The following is an 18,489-nucleotide window of genomic DNA, read 5'->3' as shown; positions in this document are numbered from 1 at the left end:
CATGGGAGCCGCCTATTTTTACCATTTGACCCGGCGCCCGCTCGAAGACACGCTGACCATGCTGCTGGGCAAGGCCTTGCAGGCGGGTTGGCGCGTGGCCGTGCGTGGGCCGGATGCCGGACGGCTTGGTTGGCTCGACAAAAAGCTGTGGCTCGGTGCGGATGAGGGGTTTCTGCCGCATGGCATGGCCGGAGGTCCGCATGACGCGGACCAGCCTGTCTTGTTGACCACGGGCCCGGCCGCAAACGAAGCCACCTGCGTCATGACGATTGACGGGGCAGAGGTCACGGCGGAAGAAGTGGCCGCATTGGAACGGGTGTGCGTCTTGTTTGACGGCAATGACCCGGCTGCCTTGGATACGGCGCGGGCGCAATGGAAGGCGCTCAAAGACGCGGGCGCGTCGGCGCAATACTGGTCCGAAGAAAGTGGGCGGTGGGAGAAGAAGGCCGAAACCTAGCGGCTGAGCGTCATTTCCCCGCCCGCAATCTCGATCCGGCCCCAGCGTTGCAGATACCCCATGCCAAGCAGGGACTGATCCAGCGCGCCATCGTTCACGACGGCTGGCACATTCGTGTCCTCGTGTGGGCCAATCGCGACCGTATCCAAGCGGACGGGTGCGGTACGCACTTCGCCATTTGCGGTGGCTGCACGGCCCAGAAAGTTCAGGTTGGCCGGATCCAGGCCTGCCGTTTCCGCGTCGGATCGGTTCAGCACGATGTCGGTGGCACCGGTGTCCACGATAAAGTCCGTCGGTTCGCCGTTGATGTCGAGTGTCAGGTAGTAGTGTCCGTCAAAGCTGCGCGGGATGGTGATCGTGCCGCTGTCGTCGAACCGGGTCTGGTTCGCCATCAGGTCGCCCTGAATATCGTCCCAGAGGCCGACCACGGCGATGGCACCCAGAAAGATCAGGACCCAAGCCGATGCCATTTGCAGCGTTTTGCTGAGCTTGAGTTTGTTGGTCAGGAGAAACCCGCCGCCCAGCACCAGCGCGAAGGTTCCGAGATAGATCAGTTGTGCAATGTTATCGCTGCTCATGACGCTCATATAGGGCAATTGGGTTCGGGTTTCAGCCCGGCATCAGGCCAAAGTTGCGCAAACCGTCGAGAACGAACTGCACGGACAGGGCTGCGAGCAGCATGCCGAGAAGGCGGGTGACGACAGTGATGCCGGTCTTGCCCAACGCACGTTCGAGCAGGCTGGAGGCCAGAAACAGCACAAGGCAGACGCACAGGACCAGTGCTGTAATGGCGAGGACGAGGGCCAGACCTTCGACGCCCGGTTTCTGACCTGTCAGCAGGATCACGGACGCGATGGAGCCCGGGCCGGAGATCAGCGGGATGGCCAGCGGGAAGACGGACGGGTCGTCATGGTCTGTGTCCTCGGACTGATCCTCGCGCCGTTTGGTGCGCCGTTCGAACAGCATGTCGAGGGCAGTGAGGAAGAGCAGTATGCCGCCTGCGACCCGGAAGGCGGGCATGGAGATGCCGATGAAGCCAAGGACTGCTTCGCCGAAGAGGGCAAAGACGATCAGGATGATCATGCCGATGGCACAGGCGCGGACCGCGATGGCACGGCGCTGGCGTTCCGGCACACCTTGGGTGAGGGCCACGAACAGCGGGGCCAAGCCGATGGGGTCGATCACCACGAACATGGTCACGAAAGCGGTGATGAGGAAGGCGGTGTCGATCATGGCGTTTTCAGATTGAGCGCCTTTGGCGCATGCGATTCATTTTTGGGGTTGAGGGGCGCTGCCCCTCAATCTCCCCGGGATATTTTGAGCCGGAAGAAGGATCAGGCCCGTTCGGCGGTTTCGAGTTTTTCGAGGTCCTGCATCCACAGGCTTTCGGCGCGCCCCAGCGCATCCATGACTTCGGCGTATTTCTTTTGCCAGACCTCCATCTCGCCGATCTTGGTGTCTTCGTAGAGATCCGGGTCGGCCAGCTTGGTCGCGAGTTTGTCGCGCATCTGGTTCAGCTTTTCGACGCGGGCTTCGGATTTGCGCGCCTCGGACCGCAGGGCGAGGATGGCGTCGCGGCTGGGTTTCTTGGGTTTTGGCGCTGTTGGTTTGGCTTGTTTTGGCGCTTTGCCGTCGCTGAGCAGCAGCTTTCGGTAGGCTTCCAGATCGTCTTCGAACGGTTTGACTGTCCCGTTTGAGACGAGCCACAGCCGGTCGGCCACCAATTCCAGCAGGTGCATGTCGTGGCTGACCAGGATCACAGCACCGGTGTAGTTGGTGAGCGCTTCGACCAGAGCCTCGCGGGATTCGATATCGAGGTGGTTGGTGGGTTCGTCGAGGATCAGCATATGCGGGGCGTCGAGTGTCGCCAGCAGCAGCGAAAGCCTTGCTTTTTGGCCACCTGACAGCTTGCCCACGACTGTGTCGGCCTGATCCGCCATGAGCCCAAAGCCCGAGAGACGCGCACGCCATTTGGCGGGGCTTTCGGTGGGGCGTTCGCGGCGCAGGTGGTCGAGCGGGGTCTCGTCGATGTGCAGTTCGTCCACCTGGTGTTGGGCGAAGTAGCCGATGCGCAGCTTGGACGATTTGGTCATCTTGCCCGACATGGACGGCAGGCGATCCGACAGGAATTTGGACAGCGTGGACTTGCCTTGCCCGTTCTTGCCCAGAAGTGCGATGCGGTCGTCCTGATCAATTCGCAGGTTCAGCTTGGACAGCACCGTGGTGTCGCCGTAGCCGGTGCTGGAGCCGTCCATGTGGATGATGGGCGGCGACAGTTCCTCGGGGTTGGGGAAGTCAAACCGTTTGAGCCCAGCCTCTTGTGGGGTGGAGATGGGCTGCATTTTCGACAGCGCCTTGAGCCGGGATTGCGCCTGCCGGGCCTTGTCCGCCTTGTAGCGGAAGCGGTCCACATAGGATTGCAGGTGGGCGCGGCGGGCGTCCTGCTTTTTGGCCATGGCGGCGGCGTTCGCGAGCTTTTCGGCGCGTTGCCGGGCGAACTGGTCGTAGGGGCCCTGGTAATAGGTCAGCTTGCGGTCTTCGAGGTGCAGGATCGCACCGACGGCGCGGTTCAGCAGACCACGGTCGTGGCTGATGATGACCACCGTGTGAGGGTATTTGGCGAGGTACGATTCGAGCCAAAGCGCCCCTTCGAGGTCGAGATAGTTGGTGGGTTCATCAAGCAGCAGCAGATCAGGCTGCGCAAAGAGGACGGCGGCGAGGGCCACGCGCATGCGCCAGCCGCCGGAGAAATCGGCGCAGGGTTTGAGCTGTTCGTCGTCGTCAAAGCCCAGCCCCTTGAGGATCGTGGCGGCGCGGGCCTCCGCGGACCAAGCGTCGATATCGGCCAGGCGGGTCTGGATTTCGGCAATGCGGGCGGGGTCCTGGCTGTCATCGGCAAGCAGGGCTGCGCGTTCGGTGTCGGCGGCCAGCACCGTGTCGATGAGCGACGTCTGCGATGCGGGCACCTCTTGCGCCACACCGCCGATGCGCGCGCCGGAGGGCAGGGAGATGTCGCCTGATTCCAGTGCCAGTTCACCATAGATCAGGCGGAAGAGCGTGGTCTTGCCCGTGCCATTGCGCCCCACGAGGCCGACCTTGTGGCCTTCGGGAATGACGGCGCTGGCCCCTTCGAACAGGGGGCGGCCCGCAACGGCGTAGGTGATGTCTGAAATGCGCAACATGGGCGCGCTCTAGCAGAGGGGTGCGGGGCGTGCTAGCCCCTGCGGATGAGCAGACCCGCGCCCCATCTTGTGACCCTTGTTCTGTTGACGGCGCTGACGGTGCTGACGCTGAACATGTTCCTGCCGGCCTTGCCCGCGATGCGCGAAGCCTTTGGCGTGTCCGAGGCGGTCATGGGGCGGTCCATTTCGCTCTATATGCTGGCGGCGGCGGTGTTGCAGCTGGTGCTGGGGCCGCTGTCGGATCGGTTTGGGCGGCGGCCTGTGATCCTTGGGCTTTTGGCTTTGTATGTGGTGGCATCGGTTCTGTGTTTGCTGGCAGAGAACATCACGCTGTTTCTGATTGCGCGGACCGGGCAGGCGGTGGCCGTGGGGGGCGGTATTCTTTCCTCTGCCGTGGTGCGCGACATGTATGAGGGGCGCGTGGCGGCGGCGAAGCTGTCGCTGATTGCATCTGCCATGGCAGTCGCTCCGATGCTGGCGCCCATGGTGGGCGGGCTGCTGGAGACGGCCTTTGGCTGGCGGTCTGTGTTTGTCACCTATGCGCTGCTGGGGGCGGGCCTGTTGCTGTGGTGTCTGCGCGATCTGGGTGAGACGCATGAAGGTGGGCGCAGACAGCGATTTCAGATCGGGGCGCTGCTGCGAGCGCGGCTGTTCTGGGCCTATGTCGGGCTGCAAGCCCTTGGGGTCGGGACGTTTTATGTGTTTCTGACCGGCGCGCCCTTTGTCGCGGCGGATGTGTTTGGGATGGGTCCGGCGCAGATCGGCATTGCGCTGGGGACCACCACGGCGGGCTTCATGGTGGGGGCGGGATTGTCGGCGCGGCTGGTGCAACGGGTGGGTCCGATCCGGCTCATCCTGACGGGTCGCGCTTTGCCCATTGCCGGGCTGGGGGCCGCGTTTCTGTACTACAGTGCCGGTGGTCTTTGGGTTGTGCCGCTGTTTCTGAGCACGGTGACGGTCGGCATCGGGAACGGACTGTCGCTGGCCAATGCCAATGCCGGAGCGTTGTCGGTGCGGCCTGATCTGGCGGGCAGTGCGTCGGGCGTGAACGGGGCTGTGGCGCTCGGGCTGGGTGCGGCGCTGAGCTGGGCCACGACGGCGGTACTGGGCGCCTCTGCCACGCCGGTGGCCTTGTTGTCGCTGATGTTGATCACCTTGATGCTGGCGATGGTCATGGCGGTGCTGGCCGCCCTGTGGGACCGCGAAGAGACAGGGGTTTCCAACGTCAAAACCCCATGATAGTGGGCCGATGATTTTCGCGCACGGGACGGTCCCGCGCGCTGCTGACAGGAGATATCCATGGCTCTCGAGCGCACCTTTTCCATCATCAAACCCGATGCAACACGCCGCAACCTGACCGGTGCGATCAACAAGAAATTCGAGGACGCTGGCCTGCGGATCGTGGCGCAAAAGCGCATCCATCTGACCAAGGCGCAAGCCGGCGAGTTCTACAAGGTGCACGCCGAGCGTCCCTTCTATGACGAGCTGTGTGAGTTCATGGCGTCGGCGCCTATCGTGGCACAAGTTCTGGAAGGCGAAGGCGCCATTGCCAAGAACCGTGAAGTGATGGGTGCGACCAACCCCGCCGATGCGGACGCAGGCACCATCCGGGCCGAGTTTGCGGAGAGCGTGGGTGAGAATTCGGTCCACGGGTCCGACGCGCCTGAGACGGCTGCGGTTGAGATCGCGTACTTCTTCTCGGGTCTGGAGCTGGTGGGCTAAGCCAACCGCACCTTCCGTGCAGACATGATGAACCGGCGTGCCTTTCGGGCGCGCCGGTTTTTTGTTGGTTGATGAGTGGTAAACGGCACGTGCGCGCAACAGGTGGTTTTCTGACGGTTCGGCACGTTCACTCCGCCATTTAAGTCATTGAAAATAAGCCTGATAATTGCGCGTTTGCGGCTGTGACAGCCATGCACCCCCTGTGCACCCCCCGTACACCCCCTGTGCACCGGTCTGGTGGCCGCCTCAGCGCCAAACACAACATACGGGGGGCCCGCGACTGTTCAGCGTTTGGGTTAAGACTGCGTGACAGCAGCGCGCGGTGATGAACCGGGTTGCACTTCGAAGTGACGCTGTAACAAGGCGACGTTGCGGGTGTTGGCTTTCCAGCCGATGTCGAACAGATCGCCCACAAGTGGGATGGACCCGATCAATGCGTCGATGCCGATGTTGCCCAGCATGCGCGCCTTGAGCGCACCGGGCGTACCCATTCTATGCGCCTTCCATACGATGTAGCCCGCAGGCCCAAGTGTCAGGGCGTCGCCGATACCGGGGATCAGGCCCAGAATGCTGTCCCACCCGACGCGCACGCCCACAACGGGCAACCGCACCGCCCGGTCCATGGTCCGGGCGATGCGGTCAAGATGTTCAAGCTGATCCGTGTGATCAGGCATGTTCAGGTGTACGGGCAATGACCCACACGGCGTGCACGATGCCGGGGATGTAGCCAAGCAGGGTCAGCAGGATGTTGATCCAGAAATGTTTGCCGATGCCGACCTGCAGGAACACGCCCAGCGGGGGCAGGATAACGGCGAGAATGATGCGAATGAGGTCCATGACTTGGCCTTTCGTTTGCTGTCTGTTGAAGGACCAACCAGACAACCTGTGCGAAAGTTCCGAACACCTCAGGGTTTGGCGATCACGCCAATCTCGTTCAGGGCGCGTTCGAAATCGCTGAGACCTTTGTCAAAGGCGTGCGCCTTGATCGCGTCGAAGCGTTTGCGCAGGGCCTTTTTCTCATCACCCTTGCAGTCGTTCCACGGCCGACCCTGAAGGCCCATGACCAGCACATAATAGCCGATGAAGTGCGGCCGCATGCCGGTGCGCAACAGGCGGGCATAGGTTTCGTCAGCGCCCAGGGCGCGCAATGTGTCCGCATCGGGAATGCCCGCCGTTTTGCAGGCAGCGTCCATGGCGGGGCCAAGGTTGCGGATAGAAGAGACAGGATCGCCCATGGGCGTGTTTTATCGCGCCACCATGGCCATGTCACCCATCCTCAGATACTGGCGTAGTCCGTAATGATGGGCGCGGGTTTGGCGTCTTTTTTCGGTGGCACTTGTGGGGCCGGGGGGCGTTGTTTGCTCGACATTTCATCACCTTTTACATTTTGCGTTGGCCGCGAAACTCTGCGGCACGATCACCCCAGCACGACACTGTGCCGTGGGGGTGGCTGAAATGTGGCAATTATGTGGCGGACTGCACCTTGTACTCAGTTGTTTGTGAATACGGGTGATCGGGCGTGCAAATTACGCTGGGAAACTCGGGATTGTTGACGGCGTCCGGCCAGCCCTGCGGTTCAAGTGCGATGCCCGCGAGCGGTGCGACGTTGGTTGCAGGGATATCGGGCAGGAAGGCCCCGCTATAGGCCTGTAGCCCGGGTTCGGTGCTGGCGATGTGCAAGATATGGTCCCGGGTGATCAGCATGGCCACCGCGTGCGGTCGGTCGCGTCTGGCAGTTGCGATACAGAAATTGTGGTCTGTCGCCGTGTCGATGGCGCGGGGCATGCGATGGTCGAAAGGCGTGTCTGCCACGGGCGCAATCTGTCCGGTCGGCAGGTTCGTATCATCCGTGGTCAGGTAGTGCGCGGCGTTGATCTGCAGCAAATGGTCCGGGGTCACGCGCCAATACGGGTGATGCGCAATCGAGACCGGAGTTGGCGCATCCGTGGTCAGGGTGATCCGCAGCGTCAGGGTGTCGTTCATGACGTCACACCACAGATCGATGTCCCGATGTCCGGGCAGCCCGCCATATCCGTCGGGCAGCTGGTGGGTGAAGTGCAGGGCAGACCGATCTTGGGCCGCGACGGTCCACGTTGCGCGGTCCAACCCGTGCGGGCCACTGTGCAGGGCCGTGATCCCGTCTTCGTTGCAGGGCATCTGATAGGTTGCACCGTTCAACGGCACCGTGCCACCCCGCACGCGGTTGGCCAACGGCCCGACAATCGTACCAGCATATGCGTCGCGCAGTCTGCCGGAGACCGCATCATCCACGTCCAGCACCATGTTCGGCCCGCCATCAAGGGACAGGCTGCGCAATCGCGCGCCATCGGGGTCCCAAATAGCCGTCAGACGGTTCGAGCGGATCGTGTAGGTCTTGCCCATCCGTGCACCATGGCAAAGCGGTCGCAGCTGTGCAATTCATCTTCCCAAGGGAGAGACCTCATGACTGACACGCACGTTTCCACGCACGACGCCGCAGCTGACGACCGCAATGATCACATCCTGATTTATGTTGACGGACGCATCGTACCGCGCGCCGAGGCGGTGGTGTCGGTGTATGACAGCGGGTTCATGCTTGGCGACGGGATCTGGGAGGGGTTGCGCCTTTATGACGGGCACATTCCGTTCTTTGACGATCATCTGGATCGCCTGTTCGAAGCGTCGGCCTATACCGAGATTGACATTGGGTTGGATCGTGATGCGCTGAAGGAGGCGGTGTGGAAAACCTTGCAGGCCAACGACATGCAGACGGATGTTCATGTCAGGTTGATGGTGACGCGCGGGCGGAAGGCCAAGCCGTTCCAGCATCCGCATCTGAGCCTGTGGGGGTCGACAGTTGTCATTATTGCCGAGCATTCCAAGCCGGACGAGAGCGTGGTCGAGCGAGGCATAAGGCTGCATACGGTGCCGCATCATCGCGGGCTGCCGTTGACGCAGGATGCCAAGCTGAACTCGCATTCCAAGCTGAACTGTATCATCGCGCTGAACCATGCGGTTCGGGCCGGAGCGGACGAGGCGCTGATGCTGGACCCGTTCGGCTTTGTGAACACCACAAATGCCTGCAACTTCTTTGTCGTCAAGAAGGGAGCGGTTTGGACCTCGACCGGGGATTATTGCATGAACGGCATCACGCGGCAGAAGGTGATTGATCTGTGCCGGTCCGAAGGCATCCCTGTCTTTGAGCGGAACTATTCGCTGGTCGATACTTATGCTGCTGACGAGGCGTTCTTGACCGGTACGTTTGGCGCGCAGACACCGGTGTTCGACATCGATGGGCGCGTGATCGGTGGTGGTCGTGCGGGCCCGGTCTTTTTGCAGTTACGGGCCGCGTACAAGCGTTTGATCGAGGCGGATCGCGCGGACGGTTAGCGTCAGGCGCGTCTTTTGCGGAACGCAGCCTTGCCCAGAGCCGTTCCGCTTTGCAGGACAGTGCGCCACGCCGACATGGACGGGTCCGGGTTCTGGCCACGTGCCATGCGCCTGATCTGGGATTCGTAGTAAGAAATCGCGATCATGAACATCATGTCCAATGCGCGGAACCCTGTGCTGGGACGCCCGACGTCGCAGGTGTAGTCCGGATTGTCCGCGGCATGCTTTGGCAGATCGGGGTCAAGCGTGAGCGCACGCGCGATGCCGACAAAATCGGTGGCACCTGACGCGACGGCCGCTTCCATTGCGCGCACGGACCGGAACCCGCCGGTGACCGCAAGGGCGGCGTCAGTGTGGTTTCGGGCTTTGGAGGCAAACTCGAGGAAATACGCCTCCCGCTCCGTGGTGGATTGCTTGGCGCCCGTCATGGCCGGGCTTTCGTAGTTGCCACCGGAAATCTCGATCAGGTCGATGCCTTCGGCTGACAATGCGGCGATAAGTTCAAAGGCTTCGTCCCCTTCGAACCCGCCAGTTTGGAAATCGGCACTGTTCATCTTGATCGACACCGGAAAGTCGGGGCCAACGGCTGTGCGGACAGCGCGGTAAGTTTCCAAGGCAAAGCGCCGGCGGTTTTCGGGCGTGCCACCCCATTGATCTGTGCGGCGGTTGTGGTGAGGCGACAGGAACTGACTGACCAGATACCCGTGTGCGCCGTGGATTTGCACACCATCAAAGCCCGCTTTTTGCGCCAGCCCGGCAGAGGTGGCGAAGCGGCGGATCAGGCCCTCGATCTCTTCATGGTTCAGGGCGCGGGGTGGGGCAAAGGTGTTTTCCAACGCCTTGCCCAGAGGAACGGCGCTTGGGGCCACGGGGTGTGTGGTCAGAAATTTCGGTGTTTGCTTGCCGGGGTGATTGATCTGCATCCAGACATGCGCATCCGGGTTGGCCTGATGCACGGCATCGGCCCAAGCGGCAAAGCGATCTAGATGGGTGTCGTTTTCAAGCACGACATTTCCGGGCTCGCCCAAAGCGCTCGGGTCAATCATGACATTGCCCGTCACGATGATCCCCGTTCCGCCGCGCGCCCAACGCGCGTAGACGCGCAAGTGCCCATCGGTGGGCAGGTGCACGCCCTGAACGGCGAGCACTTCGCTCATGGCCGACTTGAAAAAACGGTTCGGAGCTATCGCTTTACCGTTCAGGTCATAAGGGCTGAACAGGTGTGTGGCGTGATCGGGAAGAGGTGCCGAAGAACTGTTCGTGGTGGTCATGGTGCGCGCCCTTGAAGAGATCCGCCCGGTTGGCGTGTCGATCCTTAGAGCAACAAAGACGGCGCGAGTTCAAGGCACGGGGACGGTCGAAGGGCGCTGACCGCGCGTCATAGGCGTCCGGCGCGTTGTGGCGTGGTTGTCTTTTCATCTTCGACAGAAGGTTGGTTTGAGCACTCGGTTCGTGCATTTTTGAGGGCGATGTGCGTACAGGGCTTGCGCTATCTGTGAAACATGTGCGCGACGTCTTTGCCGTGCACTTCGCCTGACCCGGGGCACGCGTTCTGAGCTATCATCCTGATTTCTAAGACAAGTCGCAAAAATAGTGTGCGAATGGAGGTCGTTGAGGTCTTTTGGAGTTCGTCTGCGGTAGACGAACTTTCCTTTGACGATGACCACGCACGGCGGCTTCGCAAGAGATGCCATCTTTCGATGTAGCCCTTACGGACACCGCAAGCCTGCGCCTCTCAGGCTTTCAACTGGATAGAAAGAGGAAAATGGCTCCGGCGGTAGGGATCGAACCTACGACCAATTGATTAACAGTCTGCGATTGCGAGTAAATCATGGTCCATTTGGCCTCATTCAGGGCGTACGACCCCTTGAAAACATAGCAATATCATCCCGGTAGCACCATCCAGGCCCACCTGGATCAATCGCAAACGCTGTACTCGGGACTGTACTTTCCATGACCATATTCAAATTCACCGAGGCCCGTATCAGGGACCTCTCACTTGGCTCGGGCATCCATCGGGATACCGATGTGAAGGGGCTGATGTGCATCTGCCATAAGACCTGCAAGACCTTTGCCGTTCAAAGCGACGTCCGCCGGGAAAAGCGGCACGTTCGAACTGTAAGGGTCAAGATCGGACGGGCTGACCATATCCGTTTGGCTGAGGCCAGGAACGAGGCTCGAAAACTCATGGCCACGATCCAGTCTGGCGTCGATCCCACGGCGGGGCCGGAGCCCACCGGCATCACGTTGGAACAAGCCCTGAAAGAGCACTTGAAGGAACGTGAACTGTCCGACGCCACGGTCAGGAATTACCAGTACCATATGGACAACTACCTCGGGCGTCTTCGGCGTCGTGCCGTGGCTGACATTACGCGTCAGGAATGCCGAGAGCTTATGGACCAGCTCACAAAGCGTCACGGCAAGACCACGGGTGGTTCAGTCATGCGCACTGTCCGAGCTCTTGTGAATACGGCCCGCCGCCATGACGAAACGATTGGGGCAAACCCCGTTGATGCCCTTCGTGTCCCTGCAACCCCGAAACGGGAAGTCGGGGAATTGGACATGGCCGATTTCTGGTCCACGACCGAAGCCATGTCTCCCCTGATGCGTGACATGCAACGGACGTTCCTTTTGACGGGTGCACGGAGAACGTCTCTGCTTGGCGTGAAATGTGCCGACTTCGATGCCGAGGCGGGCGTGCTGACTTTCACCCACATGAAAACGGGTGGAGCTTGGTCCTTCCCAACCGGTCGCTGGTTGACCGAAACCTTGAAGGCCAGAATGAAGGAAGACGAGCCTCTTAACTCGCCCTGGCTTTGGCCGTCACCTAGGTCAGCCACAGGCCACGTTGCCGAGCCAAAGCGGGCTGGTGTTCCGTCTCCGCATGCACTTCGCCACCATGCCAGAACGATGATGATTGCTGCTGGTGTGCCATATGCAGAAGGGGCGCTTCTGTTGGGTCAACGGCTTCCAGGAGCTTCTGGCGGGTATGTGCATCAGACGCATTTGGTGGAAGCCCTTCGGCCCCATTCTCAAGCCTTAGAGGATTTGGTCTTGGCCAAGGCAGGCGTTGCGTAAATGATGGTACGATGCCTTAACTCGTTGGCATATCAAGACGTTGCAAGCTGATAACCTGATTTCATCGCTGTCCATTTGGACGCATTTGGATTTTGGAGTTATCAGCATGAGCAACCCACAAACTGACACCCCTTGGATGACAACCGAGGCCGCTGCCAAATACCTTTCAGTCTCGCCTGGCACCATGCACAATTGGCGTAGCAAAGGCACTGGTCCGTCTTACCGAACCGTTGGCCGGATTGTTCGTTACCACCGTGACGACCTTGACGCTTTCATGATGTCGGGGGCCGCATGACCCACCAGACAGAAATGGATGATTGGCAAGGAAAGGGCGTATCGCCCGAACAAGCTGCCAAGATAGAGCTTGCGGTTCTCAAGGCCTGCGAACTGGAAACGACCGGCATTTTCCACCGTGATCTGACGGAAGGCTGTGCCTCGGTCGGCTGGGGACCGTTCGACCCAATGACACTTTGGACCATCGCTGTCCACGCTGACGTCTACCCGATTGGCTACACGCCGCGTGAAATCGAAGCTTCTGATGGACCGCTGTTATTCTCGCAGCCGGGATTTGCGCTGGAACATTCGACGCTCGGTCTCTTTTGGAATGACCGTGACCTCATCAATCTTGCAAAGAAACGGGCGATCCAGCCGGGTCAGCCACATCGGCCAACGGGACGACGCCCTGGTCTTCGGCCATACAGAGGCGACTGGTAAAGCCCACGGTCAGCTTTGAAGGTCAGCCTATAGAATTCCTTACACTAGCGTTCGTTGCGTGCGGGTCAAGTGTTGGTATGCGGGGGGATTTGGGCGCGGTATTGTTCTGATCAATAGACCGGATTGCCATGCTGAGCGGCTGAGGCAATCCGGTCGATACTTTAGCACATAGGAGGCCTGCCATGCCTAAGAACGAAGATAACGCCCCCAAGCCTTTTGGCACACCATTGAAAGACCTTCTGACGACGAAGGAAGCCGCGGCCATGACCGGGCATCCTGCAACTTCGCTGATGGCCTTTCGCAACCGCCGCAACAACACCAAATACAAGAATGCCGGTCCTGATTACGTGAAGATCGGAACAGCCGTTTTCTATGAACGTTCTGTGATCGAGGCCTACAACGCCAAACGTGCGGGGGCTTGAAATGGGTGTTCATACCGATGCGTCACAACTGATGCCCTTGCTGGCCAGCGGATACCAGCTTCTGCCTTTGCATAGGTTCTCGGCTGAAGATGAGGTCAAGGGCAAGAAACGCAAACGGGGCAAATCGCCGATCGACAGCAACTGGATGAAGCGTCCCTATCAATCCGAGGACCAAATCAAACACATGGACGCGGGGAACAACGTCGGCGTTCGTCTGCGTCCCTTTGAATTGGTCTTGGATGTGGACCCACGGGCGTTTCCTGACGGCCAAACTTTGGCGTCCCCAATCAATCCGTTTGTCGAACTGGTTCTTTGGACTGGCATGGACCCGGACCTCTATTCGACCGTTGAAACAGGCTCGGGTGGCTTGCATATCTACATGACTAAGCCAAAGGACGTTTCCACCAGAGACAGCCTGAACGATCAGTTTCCCGGCATTGAGTTCAAGACGGTTGGTCGTCAGGTCGTTGCCCCTGGTTCGATCCATCCCGATAGCCAGAAAACCTACACCTGGAAAGCCGACACGCCCGAGCTTGACGCTTTCGGTGCCGAGGCTGCTCCCAAGGCCCTTGTCGATCTGATCCGAAGACCATCAGGCAGCGTGGCAACTGGCGGGGGTGAGCATGATCAGGAGGAATTGGCGCAGATGCTTGTGCACCTTGATCCTGCCGACTTTTCTGACCACGACAATTGGCTGACTTTGATGCAGGCCTGCCACCATGCAACGGCGGGGGACGGTCGTCAGGAGTTTGTGGACTGGTGCACCCAAGACCCCGCATATGCGGATGATGGCAATCTGATCGGGTTGCGTTGGGATAGCTTGCACGCTGACGCCAAGGGCCCTCGTGTGACGTATCGTACCCTTCACAAGCTGCTGCGAGACGCAGGCGTCGAGGATGCCATTCCGAGGACACCCGCTGCGGAGGACTTCGAAGACGACCTGGAAGACCTTTCTACAAACGCAATAACCGTTCCCAAAAGACGGCCAGTGCATGAAGGTGGTTTGGCCGTCAATAAGAATACTGGCGTTGCACCCGACACGGCCAAGAACGCCCTCAAGGCAATCAACGGCTCCAAGCTTGATCCTCGATTTGATGAACTCAAGCAGCGTGTCGTCCTGATGGGCGAACTGCCTTGGGGTGAAGACTATGGCCGTGTGCTGACTGACAAGCTGCTCTTGTTGGCTCGCACATGGTTGATGGAACAGCACCAACGTAAGGACTACCAGCCGTCAAAGGAAAACGTTCAGGACGCAATCACAACTGTTGCCTATTTCTTCAAATTCAACCCGATCCTTGATTATCTGGATAGCTTGACCTGGGATGGAACCAGCCGGGTAAAGGACCTCTTCACAGACGCCTTTCAGTGTCGCCGGGACGACTACACAGAAGCTGTCTCACAGTGCTTTATGGTCGGTGCCGTGGCTCGTCAAAGGCAATCGGGCTGCAAGCTGGACACGATGCCAGTCATCAAGGGGCCTCAAGGTTCTCTGAAATCTACCGGCATTCGGGACCTGTTTTCACCGGATTGGTTCAGTGACGCAGAGCTTGGCGATCTTCGGAACAAAGATGCAGCCATGAACCTTGAAGGTGTCTGGGTCCACGAGTTTGCCGAATTGGCCGGTCTTCGGGCAAGTGACATGGACGTTCTCAAAGCGTTTATGTCCCGAGCCACAGACAGGTATCGGACGCCCTATGGTCGCAACACCGAGGATCATCAACGCCGTGTGGTATTTGCGGGCACTGTAAACGAAGGCGGATACTTGAGTGACCCCACTGGCGCTCGGCGTTTTTGGCCTTTGGAGATGGCACCGGGTTCCAGGGTTGATCTGGACTGGATTGATGAGCACCGGGACCAACTTTGGGCTGAGGCTGACTCATTGTTCAAGTCGGGCGTTGGTCACGTTTTGCCCGAGCAGTTGTGGTCGATGGCCGCAGAGCGTCAAGCTGACGAAACCGTTGATGATCCTTGGGTCGATAAACTGGCCGACATGCTCAGCAACCGAAAAGCGGAACGGCAGGCCTTTGAGAACGGTACGGGTGACTATGCTGAGGAAATGATCGAAGGGGGGCAGGTTGCCTCGCCGTTGCGTGAGCCTCCTCTAGCAGACAAAGTGCATACCCAAGACCTGCTCAGCTACCTTGGCCTAGAGAGCGACCGGCAGAATAAGGGCCATGCGCAGCGTCTAAGGCGGGCTATGGAAGTTCTGGGGTGGAAATACAGCAGGGGCGTCAGGCTTGGTGGCCGTGTATCAGCAGGGTATCATTCTCCTGATGAGTAGTGCTCTGCATATCGGAGCGCAGTATTTCGGTCACGGCGTTGACGATGTTGAGTTTCGTTGATCTAAGCGCGACGCGCCTAAGGCCTTGTTTCGGAACACTTGTTGACGATGTTGAGCATGTTGAGCTTAAAGTAATTTATCTTGGTAGAATAAGCCGATCAGGCATAGGGCACTGACCAGGACACAGGGCCAAGTGCAATCCGGATATATATAGCGAAAACGTTCAACGACGCTCAACATCGTCAACAAGTCAATAAAAACAATATGTTACATATGGCTCCGAAAACGCCTTGTTGACGTAGAACTCTTCCAGCTTGGAAGAACGGGACTGCGCAACGTTGTGAGCCGGCACACTCCCTTGTAAATCGCTGGCATACGGCTCCAACGGAACATGACATTCTGACCTCGAACGGCAACGAGGATGCTGTCCGTGGAAAAATCCGAAGTCGTCAACCCGCACAGACAGGCCGTCCCATTGATACCGAGTTGGGCGTTCTGGCGTCTGGGGCATGAATGACTTCAAGGGCTTAATCGGCGCCTACCTCAGCCAAGCACAGTGACGAAGACAGAATAGGCACCACAATGAGCTTGATGAGGATGAACCGGATCAAACCGGCCAGCGACCCGCGGATGCCTTCCAAGATTGCAGCGATTACCCGCCCGATCTACGGCGAGAAGGGCGACGAGTTTCTGCTCTATCTCCGTCAGTTCGGTCACATCACTTATGCGGCGAACATGACTGGCCTGACCCGGCGAACCTTCTATGACCGGCGTGCGAAGCATCCTGACTTTGCAGAAGCATGGGACGAGGCCCTGGCAGCTTTCGAAGAAGAATTGACCATGCGGGTGGTCCAGACGGCCTTGGAGATGGGGACTGGCAAATGGGTTCAGTGCTTCGATCCTGAAACGGGTGAACCTGAGTTGGATGACGACTTCGAGTCGGTTTACCGTTTCGAGACGGCGAGCGTCGATCCCCGTGTCTTGAACAAGCTCCTATCTCTGCGGATGAGTTCTGTGGATGGACCCGCCCAGACCAATGTCCAGATCAACAATTCTACGAGCGTTCAAACCTCCTTGCCAGCCAAACCCAAGCTGGTTCAGCCGGAAGGGGCTGTACGGAAGCCCGTGGTAACCGAAATGGTCTCGGATAAACGACACGACACGATTGACGCCGAAGTCGTCCAGGGGACGCCACAGGAGACCGGGGGAACATCTGATGACTGATCCGATTAATCAGATAAACCTGGTACGACCTGGCGGCGTTGCCACCGTGGTATTTGCCGATGGCGGCGTGACCATGCGCATCTGCTTGGGCTATCTGCATGACCCAGACGATGGGGTGCTGGCCGAGATGAGTGCCGGACATGATCCCGTTCCCTGGCAATCCGCAAAGGTGAGAGACGAAGCAATCGGGGCAGTCGAAAGACGCAAGGACCTTGACGATGAAACCCGCACTCAATTGGTGGAATGGATCGTGGCCACGCCCTATTTTGAGGACCAATAACTATCGAACGCAAGTCGGACCTTCCTTCGATTAGAACTTTGATCTAACTTGGAAAATAGGGTGTGCTGCGGGGCGAAGTGAAAGATCGCTAGTAGCCCAGACCAGGTGATGTTGCGAGATGTGCAAAAGTTCATTTTGCCCTAGTGATTGCAATGTGTTGAGAGCCATTAGGCCCTGTGCGATGGTCTCTACTAAAAAATGTGGGTTCTTTTAGATGAGCACTTCAACCAACGAGGACCTTAAGTCCCAGTATCTCAGCTTGCTTGACGAGCAGCACAAAGAGCAAGTTTATCAAGACTTTATTGAGCAACATACGGGATTGATTCCGCGGATGTTCGTGCAAAATCACGGCGTTCATTTTGGACTCGTTCTTCGAAAATTGCCATTTGGTGCCGATTACAAATCAGATTTCTTCTTTTTCTCGAAAAGCAGCATCGATTGGCACGCTGTCCTCATTGAGATAGAGAAGCCATCTTCCCGCTATTTTAAGCCCAATAGCAACGAAATCAGTTCGGAATTTCAGAAAGCCATCCACCAGATAAAGACTTGGGAGGCTTGGTTAAACGACCAAGCCAACGCGGCTGGATTTCTAGCATCGTTGAGCACACTGCAGGTTCCAGCACACATGGCAAGACACCCCACTACGTTCAAGTTCATATTAGTACATGGGCGTAGGGCCGAAATAGAAAATAGTCCACAGCGAAAGCAACTGGTTAAGTCGTATGAAACCCCTAACTTCAAGATCATGTCATTCGACAGTCTGGCGGAAAACTTGAACGGAAATTGCGCTTTGAATATCGGGGTGCGACACAACGAGTTTATCGATGTTCTTGGTGATGAAATCTGTGATGGCCAAATGGTAGCATGGATGGAACCTACGCATTTACGGGTGAGCAAGGCATTGCATGACGTTCTGAAGGCAGGTTCTGTCGCGCCAAAACAAGTGTCGATGCAAAACGGAAAACGCGTTGATTCTTGGGTCAAGGCATCTGAAACGATTAGGGTACGGAAGTGAGCGTCAAGACAACGATCAGTATCGGGCGGTAGCTACAGTCGATTCAGTTCCCGGTACTGTACTTGATGTCGCCGCTGGAATCCAAGTATTTGATTTCAAATTTATCTTTAGGGAAAGCTCCATTGATCGAATGTCAGATGGACGGCTTGCTGGCTTACCTTTTGAAGCCCGCACGGCATCATGCTGTTGAACAGCAACAATCTGGAGAACCTGGATGCAAGCGCAAGAGAGCAGCACCCGGCCAGTCCCGCCTTTGCCCGCGCATCAGTATTCCAAAACTCAGGAACTTGCAGAGGAACTGGTGGCCGAAGCACTGGATGACTTTCCGCCGCTTCCAAATCTTACCATGAGATCAAACACTGTCCGCCTTTTGGCTGGTATGTATTACGTTCACGGCAGCATGGCCTTTCCCCGCGGATGGGTGACACCGGCAATGCGGGCATTTATCGAAAGAGATGTTGATTGCCCCAACGCAAAATGTTGGCGCTCTTACCGGTCTGACCTGAAAGATAACCCTGGCCAATTTCTGAATAATCCCGGCGTTCCAACCGATCTTATCCGGCAAATGGAACTCGACCTGATGGGCGAAGCCTGAGCCAGCATTTCACGTTCGGTAGTCAAACGCTGGTTCACCAGGCCGCGCCGACGCGGCATCGTGTGATTGTGCCAGGCAATCACCTCCTTTTCTTGTCTGGGCAAAATGCGGACGGTTGAGGCGCTTTGGCGGTTTCGACCTTAGCCGTCC

Annotated in this window: 21 protein-coding genes; 13 read left to right on the top strand and 8 right to left on the bottom strand. The window is 58.4% G+C overall.

Annotated features, from left to right (window positions below):
- The first annotated feature begins 1 nt into the window (after position 1).
- Positions 2–457 (top strand): DNA polymerase III subunit chi, encoded by a 456-nt coding sequence (locus Q1A32_RS11630; RefSeq protein ID WP_299653193.1) that lies wholly within the window; start codon positions 2–4, stop codon positions 455–457.
- Here Q1A32_RS11630 and Q1A32_RS11625 read toward each other — a convergent pair.
- From Q1A32_RS11625 to Q1A32_RS11615, 3 genes are all read right to left on the bottom strand, one after another.
- The gene (locus tag Q1A32_RS11625) at positions 454–1,035 is read right to left on the bottom strand and encodes a TIGR02281 family clan AA aspartic protease (protein ID WP_299614458.1); all 582 of its coding nucleotides are present in this window, start codon (positions 1,033–1,035) and stop codon (positions 454–456) included. The genes Q1A32_RS11630 and Q1A32_RS11625 overlap by 4 nt on opposite strands.
- Positions 1,036–1,066: 31 nt before the next feature.
- Entirely contained in the window at positions 1,067–1,690 is a 624-nt protein-coding gene (locus tag Q1A32_RS11620) for a MarC family protein (protein WP_299653190.1), read from the bottom strand.
- Positions 1,691–1,791: 101 nt separating this feature from the next.
- Positions 1,792–3,639, bottom strand: a complete 1,848-nt coding sequence (locus tag Q1A32_RS11615; protein ID WP_299653187.1) for an ABC-F family ATP-binding cassette domain-containing protein — start codon at positions 3,637–3,639, stop codon at positions 1,792–1,794.
- Between the two features lie 45 nt (positions 3,640–3,684).
- On the opposite strand from Q1A32_RS11615, the gene Q1A32_RS11610 reads away from it, so the two are divergent.
- On the top strand, positions 3,685–4,878 hold the full coding sequence (locus Q1A32_RS11610; RefSeq protein WP_299653184.1) for a multidrug effflux MFS transporter: 1,194 nt from the start codon (positions 3,685–3,687) through the stop codon (positions 4,876–4,878).
- Between the two features lie 60 nt (positions 4,879–4,938).
- A complete protein-coding gene (gene ndk, locus Q1A32_RS11605; RefSeq protein WP_299614462.1) occupies positions 4,939–5,361 on the top strand; it encodes a nucleoside-diphosphate kinase in 423 nt (140 codons plus the stop codon).
- 296 nt (positions 5,362–5,657) lie between these two features.
- Here ndk and Q1A32_RS11600 read toward each other — a convergent pair whose 3' ends face one another.
- The 4 genes from Q1A32_RS11600 to Q1A32_RS11585 form a co-directional block, all read right to left on the bottom strand.
- Positions 5,658–6,035 carry a DUF4112 domain-containing protein gene (locus Q1A32_RS11600; protein WP_299653181.1) on the bottom strand — a complete coding sequence of 126 codons (378 nt, stop codon included), beginning with the start codon at positions 6,033–6,035 and terminating at the stop codon, positions 5,658–5,660.
- Entirely contained in the window at positions 6,028–6,198 is a 171-nt protein-coding gene (locus Q1A32_RS11595) for a YqaE/Pmp3 family membrane protein (RefSeq protein WP_076627211.1), read from the bottom strand. Before Q1A32_RS11595 ends, Q1A32_RS11600 begins: the two co-directional genes overlap by 8 nt.
- Before the next feature lie 68 nt (positions 6,199–6,266).
- Positions 6,267–6,596, bottom strand: coding sequence for a TfoX/Sxy family DNA transformation protein (locus tag Q1A32_RS11590; RefSeq protein WP_299653178.1), 330 nt, complete (start codon positions 6,594–6,596; stop codon positions 6,267–6,269).
- Between the two features lie 229 nt (positions 6,597–6,825).
- Complete coding sequence (locus Q1A32_RS11585) at positions 6,826–7,743, bottom strand: galactose mutarotase (RefSeq protein ID WP_299653175.1); 918 nt, start codon at positions 7,741–7,743, stop codon at positions 6,826–6,828.
- Positions 7,744–7,803: 60 nt separating this feature from the next.
- Here Q1A32_RS11585 and Q1A32_RS11580 point away from each other — a divergent pair, with 60 nt between their 5' ends.
- Positions 7,804–8,730, top strand: a complete 927-nt coding sequence (locus Q1A32_RS11580; RefSeq protein ID WP_299653172.1) for an aminotransferase class IV — start codon at positions 7,804–7,806, stop codon at positions 8,728–8,730.
- A 2-nt stretch (positions 8,731–8,732) separates the two neighbouring features.
- Here Q1A32_RS11580 and Q1A32_RS11575 read toward each other — a convergent pair whose 3' ends face one another.
- Complete coding sequence (locus tag Q1A32_RS11575) at positions 8,733–10,001, bottom strand: NADH:flavin oxidoreductase/NADH oxidase family protein (RefSeq protein ID WP_299653169.1); 1,269 nt, start codon at positions 9,999–10,001, stop codon at positions 8,733–8,735.
- A 682-nt stretch (positions 10,002–10,683) separates the two neighbouring features.
- Here Q1A32_RS11575 and Q1A32_RS11570 point away from each other — a divergent pair.
- The 9 genes from Q1A32_RS11570 (at position 10,684) to Q1A32_RS11535 (ending at position 18,339) form a co-directional block, all read left to right on the top strand.
- Positions 10,684–11,808: an integrase arm-type DNA-binding domain-containing protein gene (locus Q1A32_RS11570; protein WP_299653166.1), complete on the top strand. Its 1,125-nt coding sequence runs from the start codon at positions 10,684–10,686 to the stop codon at positions 11,806–11,808.
- A gap of 106 nt (positions 11,809–11,914) precedes the next feature.
- Positions 11,915–12,103 carry a helix-turn-helix domain-containing protein gene (locus tag Q1A32_RS24040; protein ID WP_065327152.1) on the top strand — a complete coding sequence of 63 codons (189 nt, stop codon included), beginning with the start codon at positions 11,915–11,917 and terminating at the stop codon, positions 12,101–12,103.
- Positions 12,100–12,522 (top strand): hypothetical protein, encoded by a 423-nt coding sequence (locus tag Q1A32_RS11565; protein ID WP_299653164.1) that lies wholly within the window; start codon positions 12,100–12,102, stop codon positions 12,520–12,522. Before Q1A32_RS24040 ends, Q1A32_RS11565 begins: the two co-directional genes overlap by 4 nt.
- A 182-nt stretch (positions 12,523–12,704) precedes the next feature.
- Entirely contained in the window at positions 12,705–12,944 is a 240-nt protein-coding gene (locus tag Q1A32_RS11560; protein WP_299653161.1) for an AlpA family transcriptional regulator, read from the top strand.
- Between the two features lies 1 nt (position 12,945).
- Complete coding sequence (locus Q1A32_RS11555) at positions 12,946–15,225, top strand: VapE domain-containing protein (RefSeq protein ID WP_299653158.1); 2,280 nt, start codon at positions 12,946–12,948, stop codon at positions 15,223–15,225.
- Between the two features lie 597 nt (positions 15,226–15,822).
- Complete coding sequence (locus Q1A32_RS11550) at positions 15,823–16,449, top strand: hypothetical protein (RefSeq protein ID WP_299653156.1); 627 nt, start codon at positions 15,823–15,825, stop codon at positions 16,447–16,449.
- Complete coding sequence (locus Q1A32_RS11545; RefSeq protein WP_299653153.1) at positions 16,442–16,729, top strand: hypothetical protein; 288 nt, start codon at positions 16,442–16,444, stop codon at positions 16,727–16,729. Before Q1A32_RS11550 ends, Q1A32_RS11545 begins: the two co-directional genes overlap by 8 nt.
- 214 nt (positions 16,730–16,943) lie before the next feature.
- Positions 16,944–17,744 carry a Shedu anti-phage system protein SduA domain-containing protein gene (locus tag Q1A32_RS11540; RefSeq protein WP_299653150.1) on the top strand — a complete coding sequence of 267 codons (801 nt, stop codon included), beginning with the start codon at positions 16,944–16,946 and terminating at the stop codon, positions 17,742–17,744.
- Between the two features lie 214 nt (positions 17,745–17,958).
- The gene (locus tag Q1A32_RS11535) at positions 17,959–18,339 is read left to right on the top strand and encodes a hypothetical protein (RefSeq protein ID WP_299653147.1); all 381 of its coding nucleotides are present in this window, start codon (positions 17,959–17,961) and stop codon (positions 18,337–18,339) included.
- The last annotated feature ends 150 nt before the right edge of the window (positions 18,340–18,489 follow it).

The organism is uncultured Tateyamaria sp., from assembly GCF_947503415.1.
Classification (GTDB): Bacteria; Pseudomonadota; Alphaproteobacteria; order Rhodobacterales; family Rhodobacteraceae; genus Tateyamaria.
This window is presented reverse-complemented; position numbering and strand designations above follow the sequence as displayed.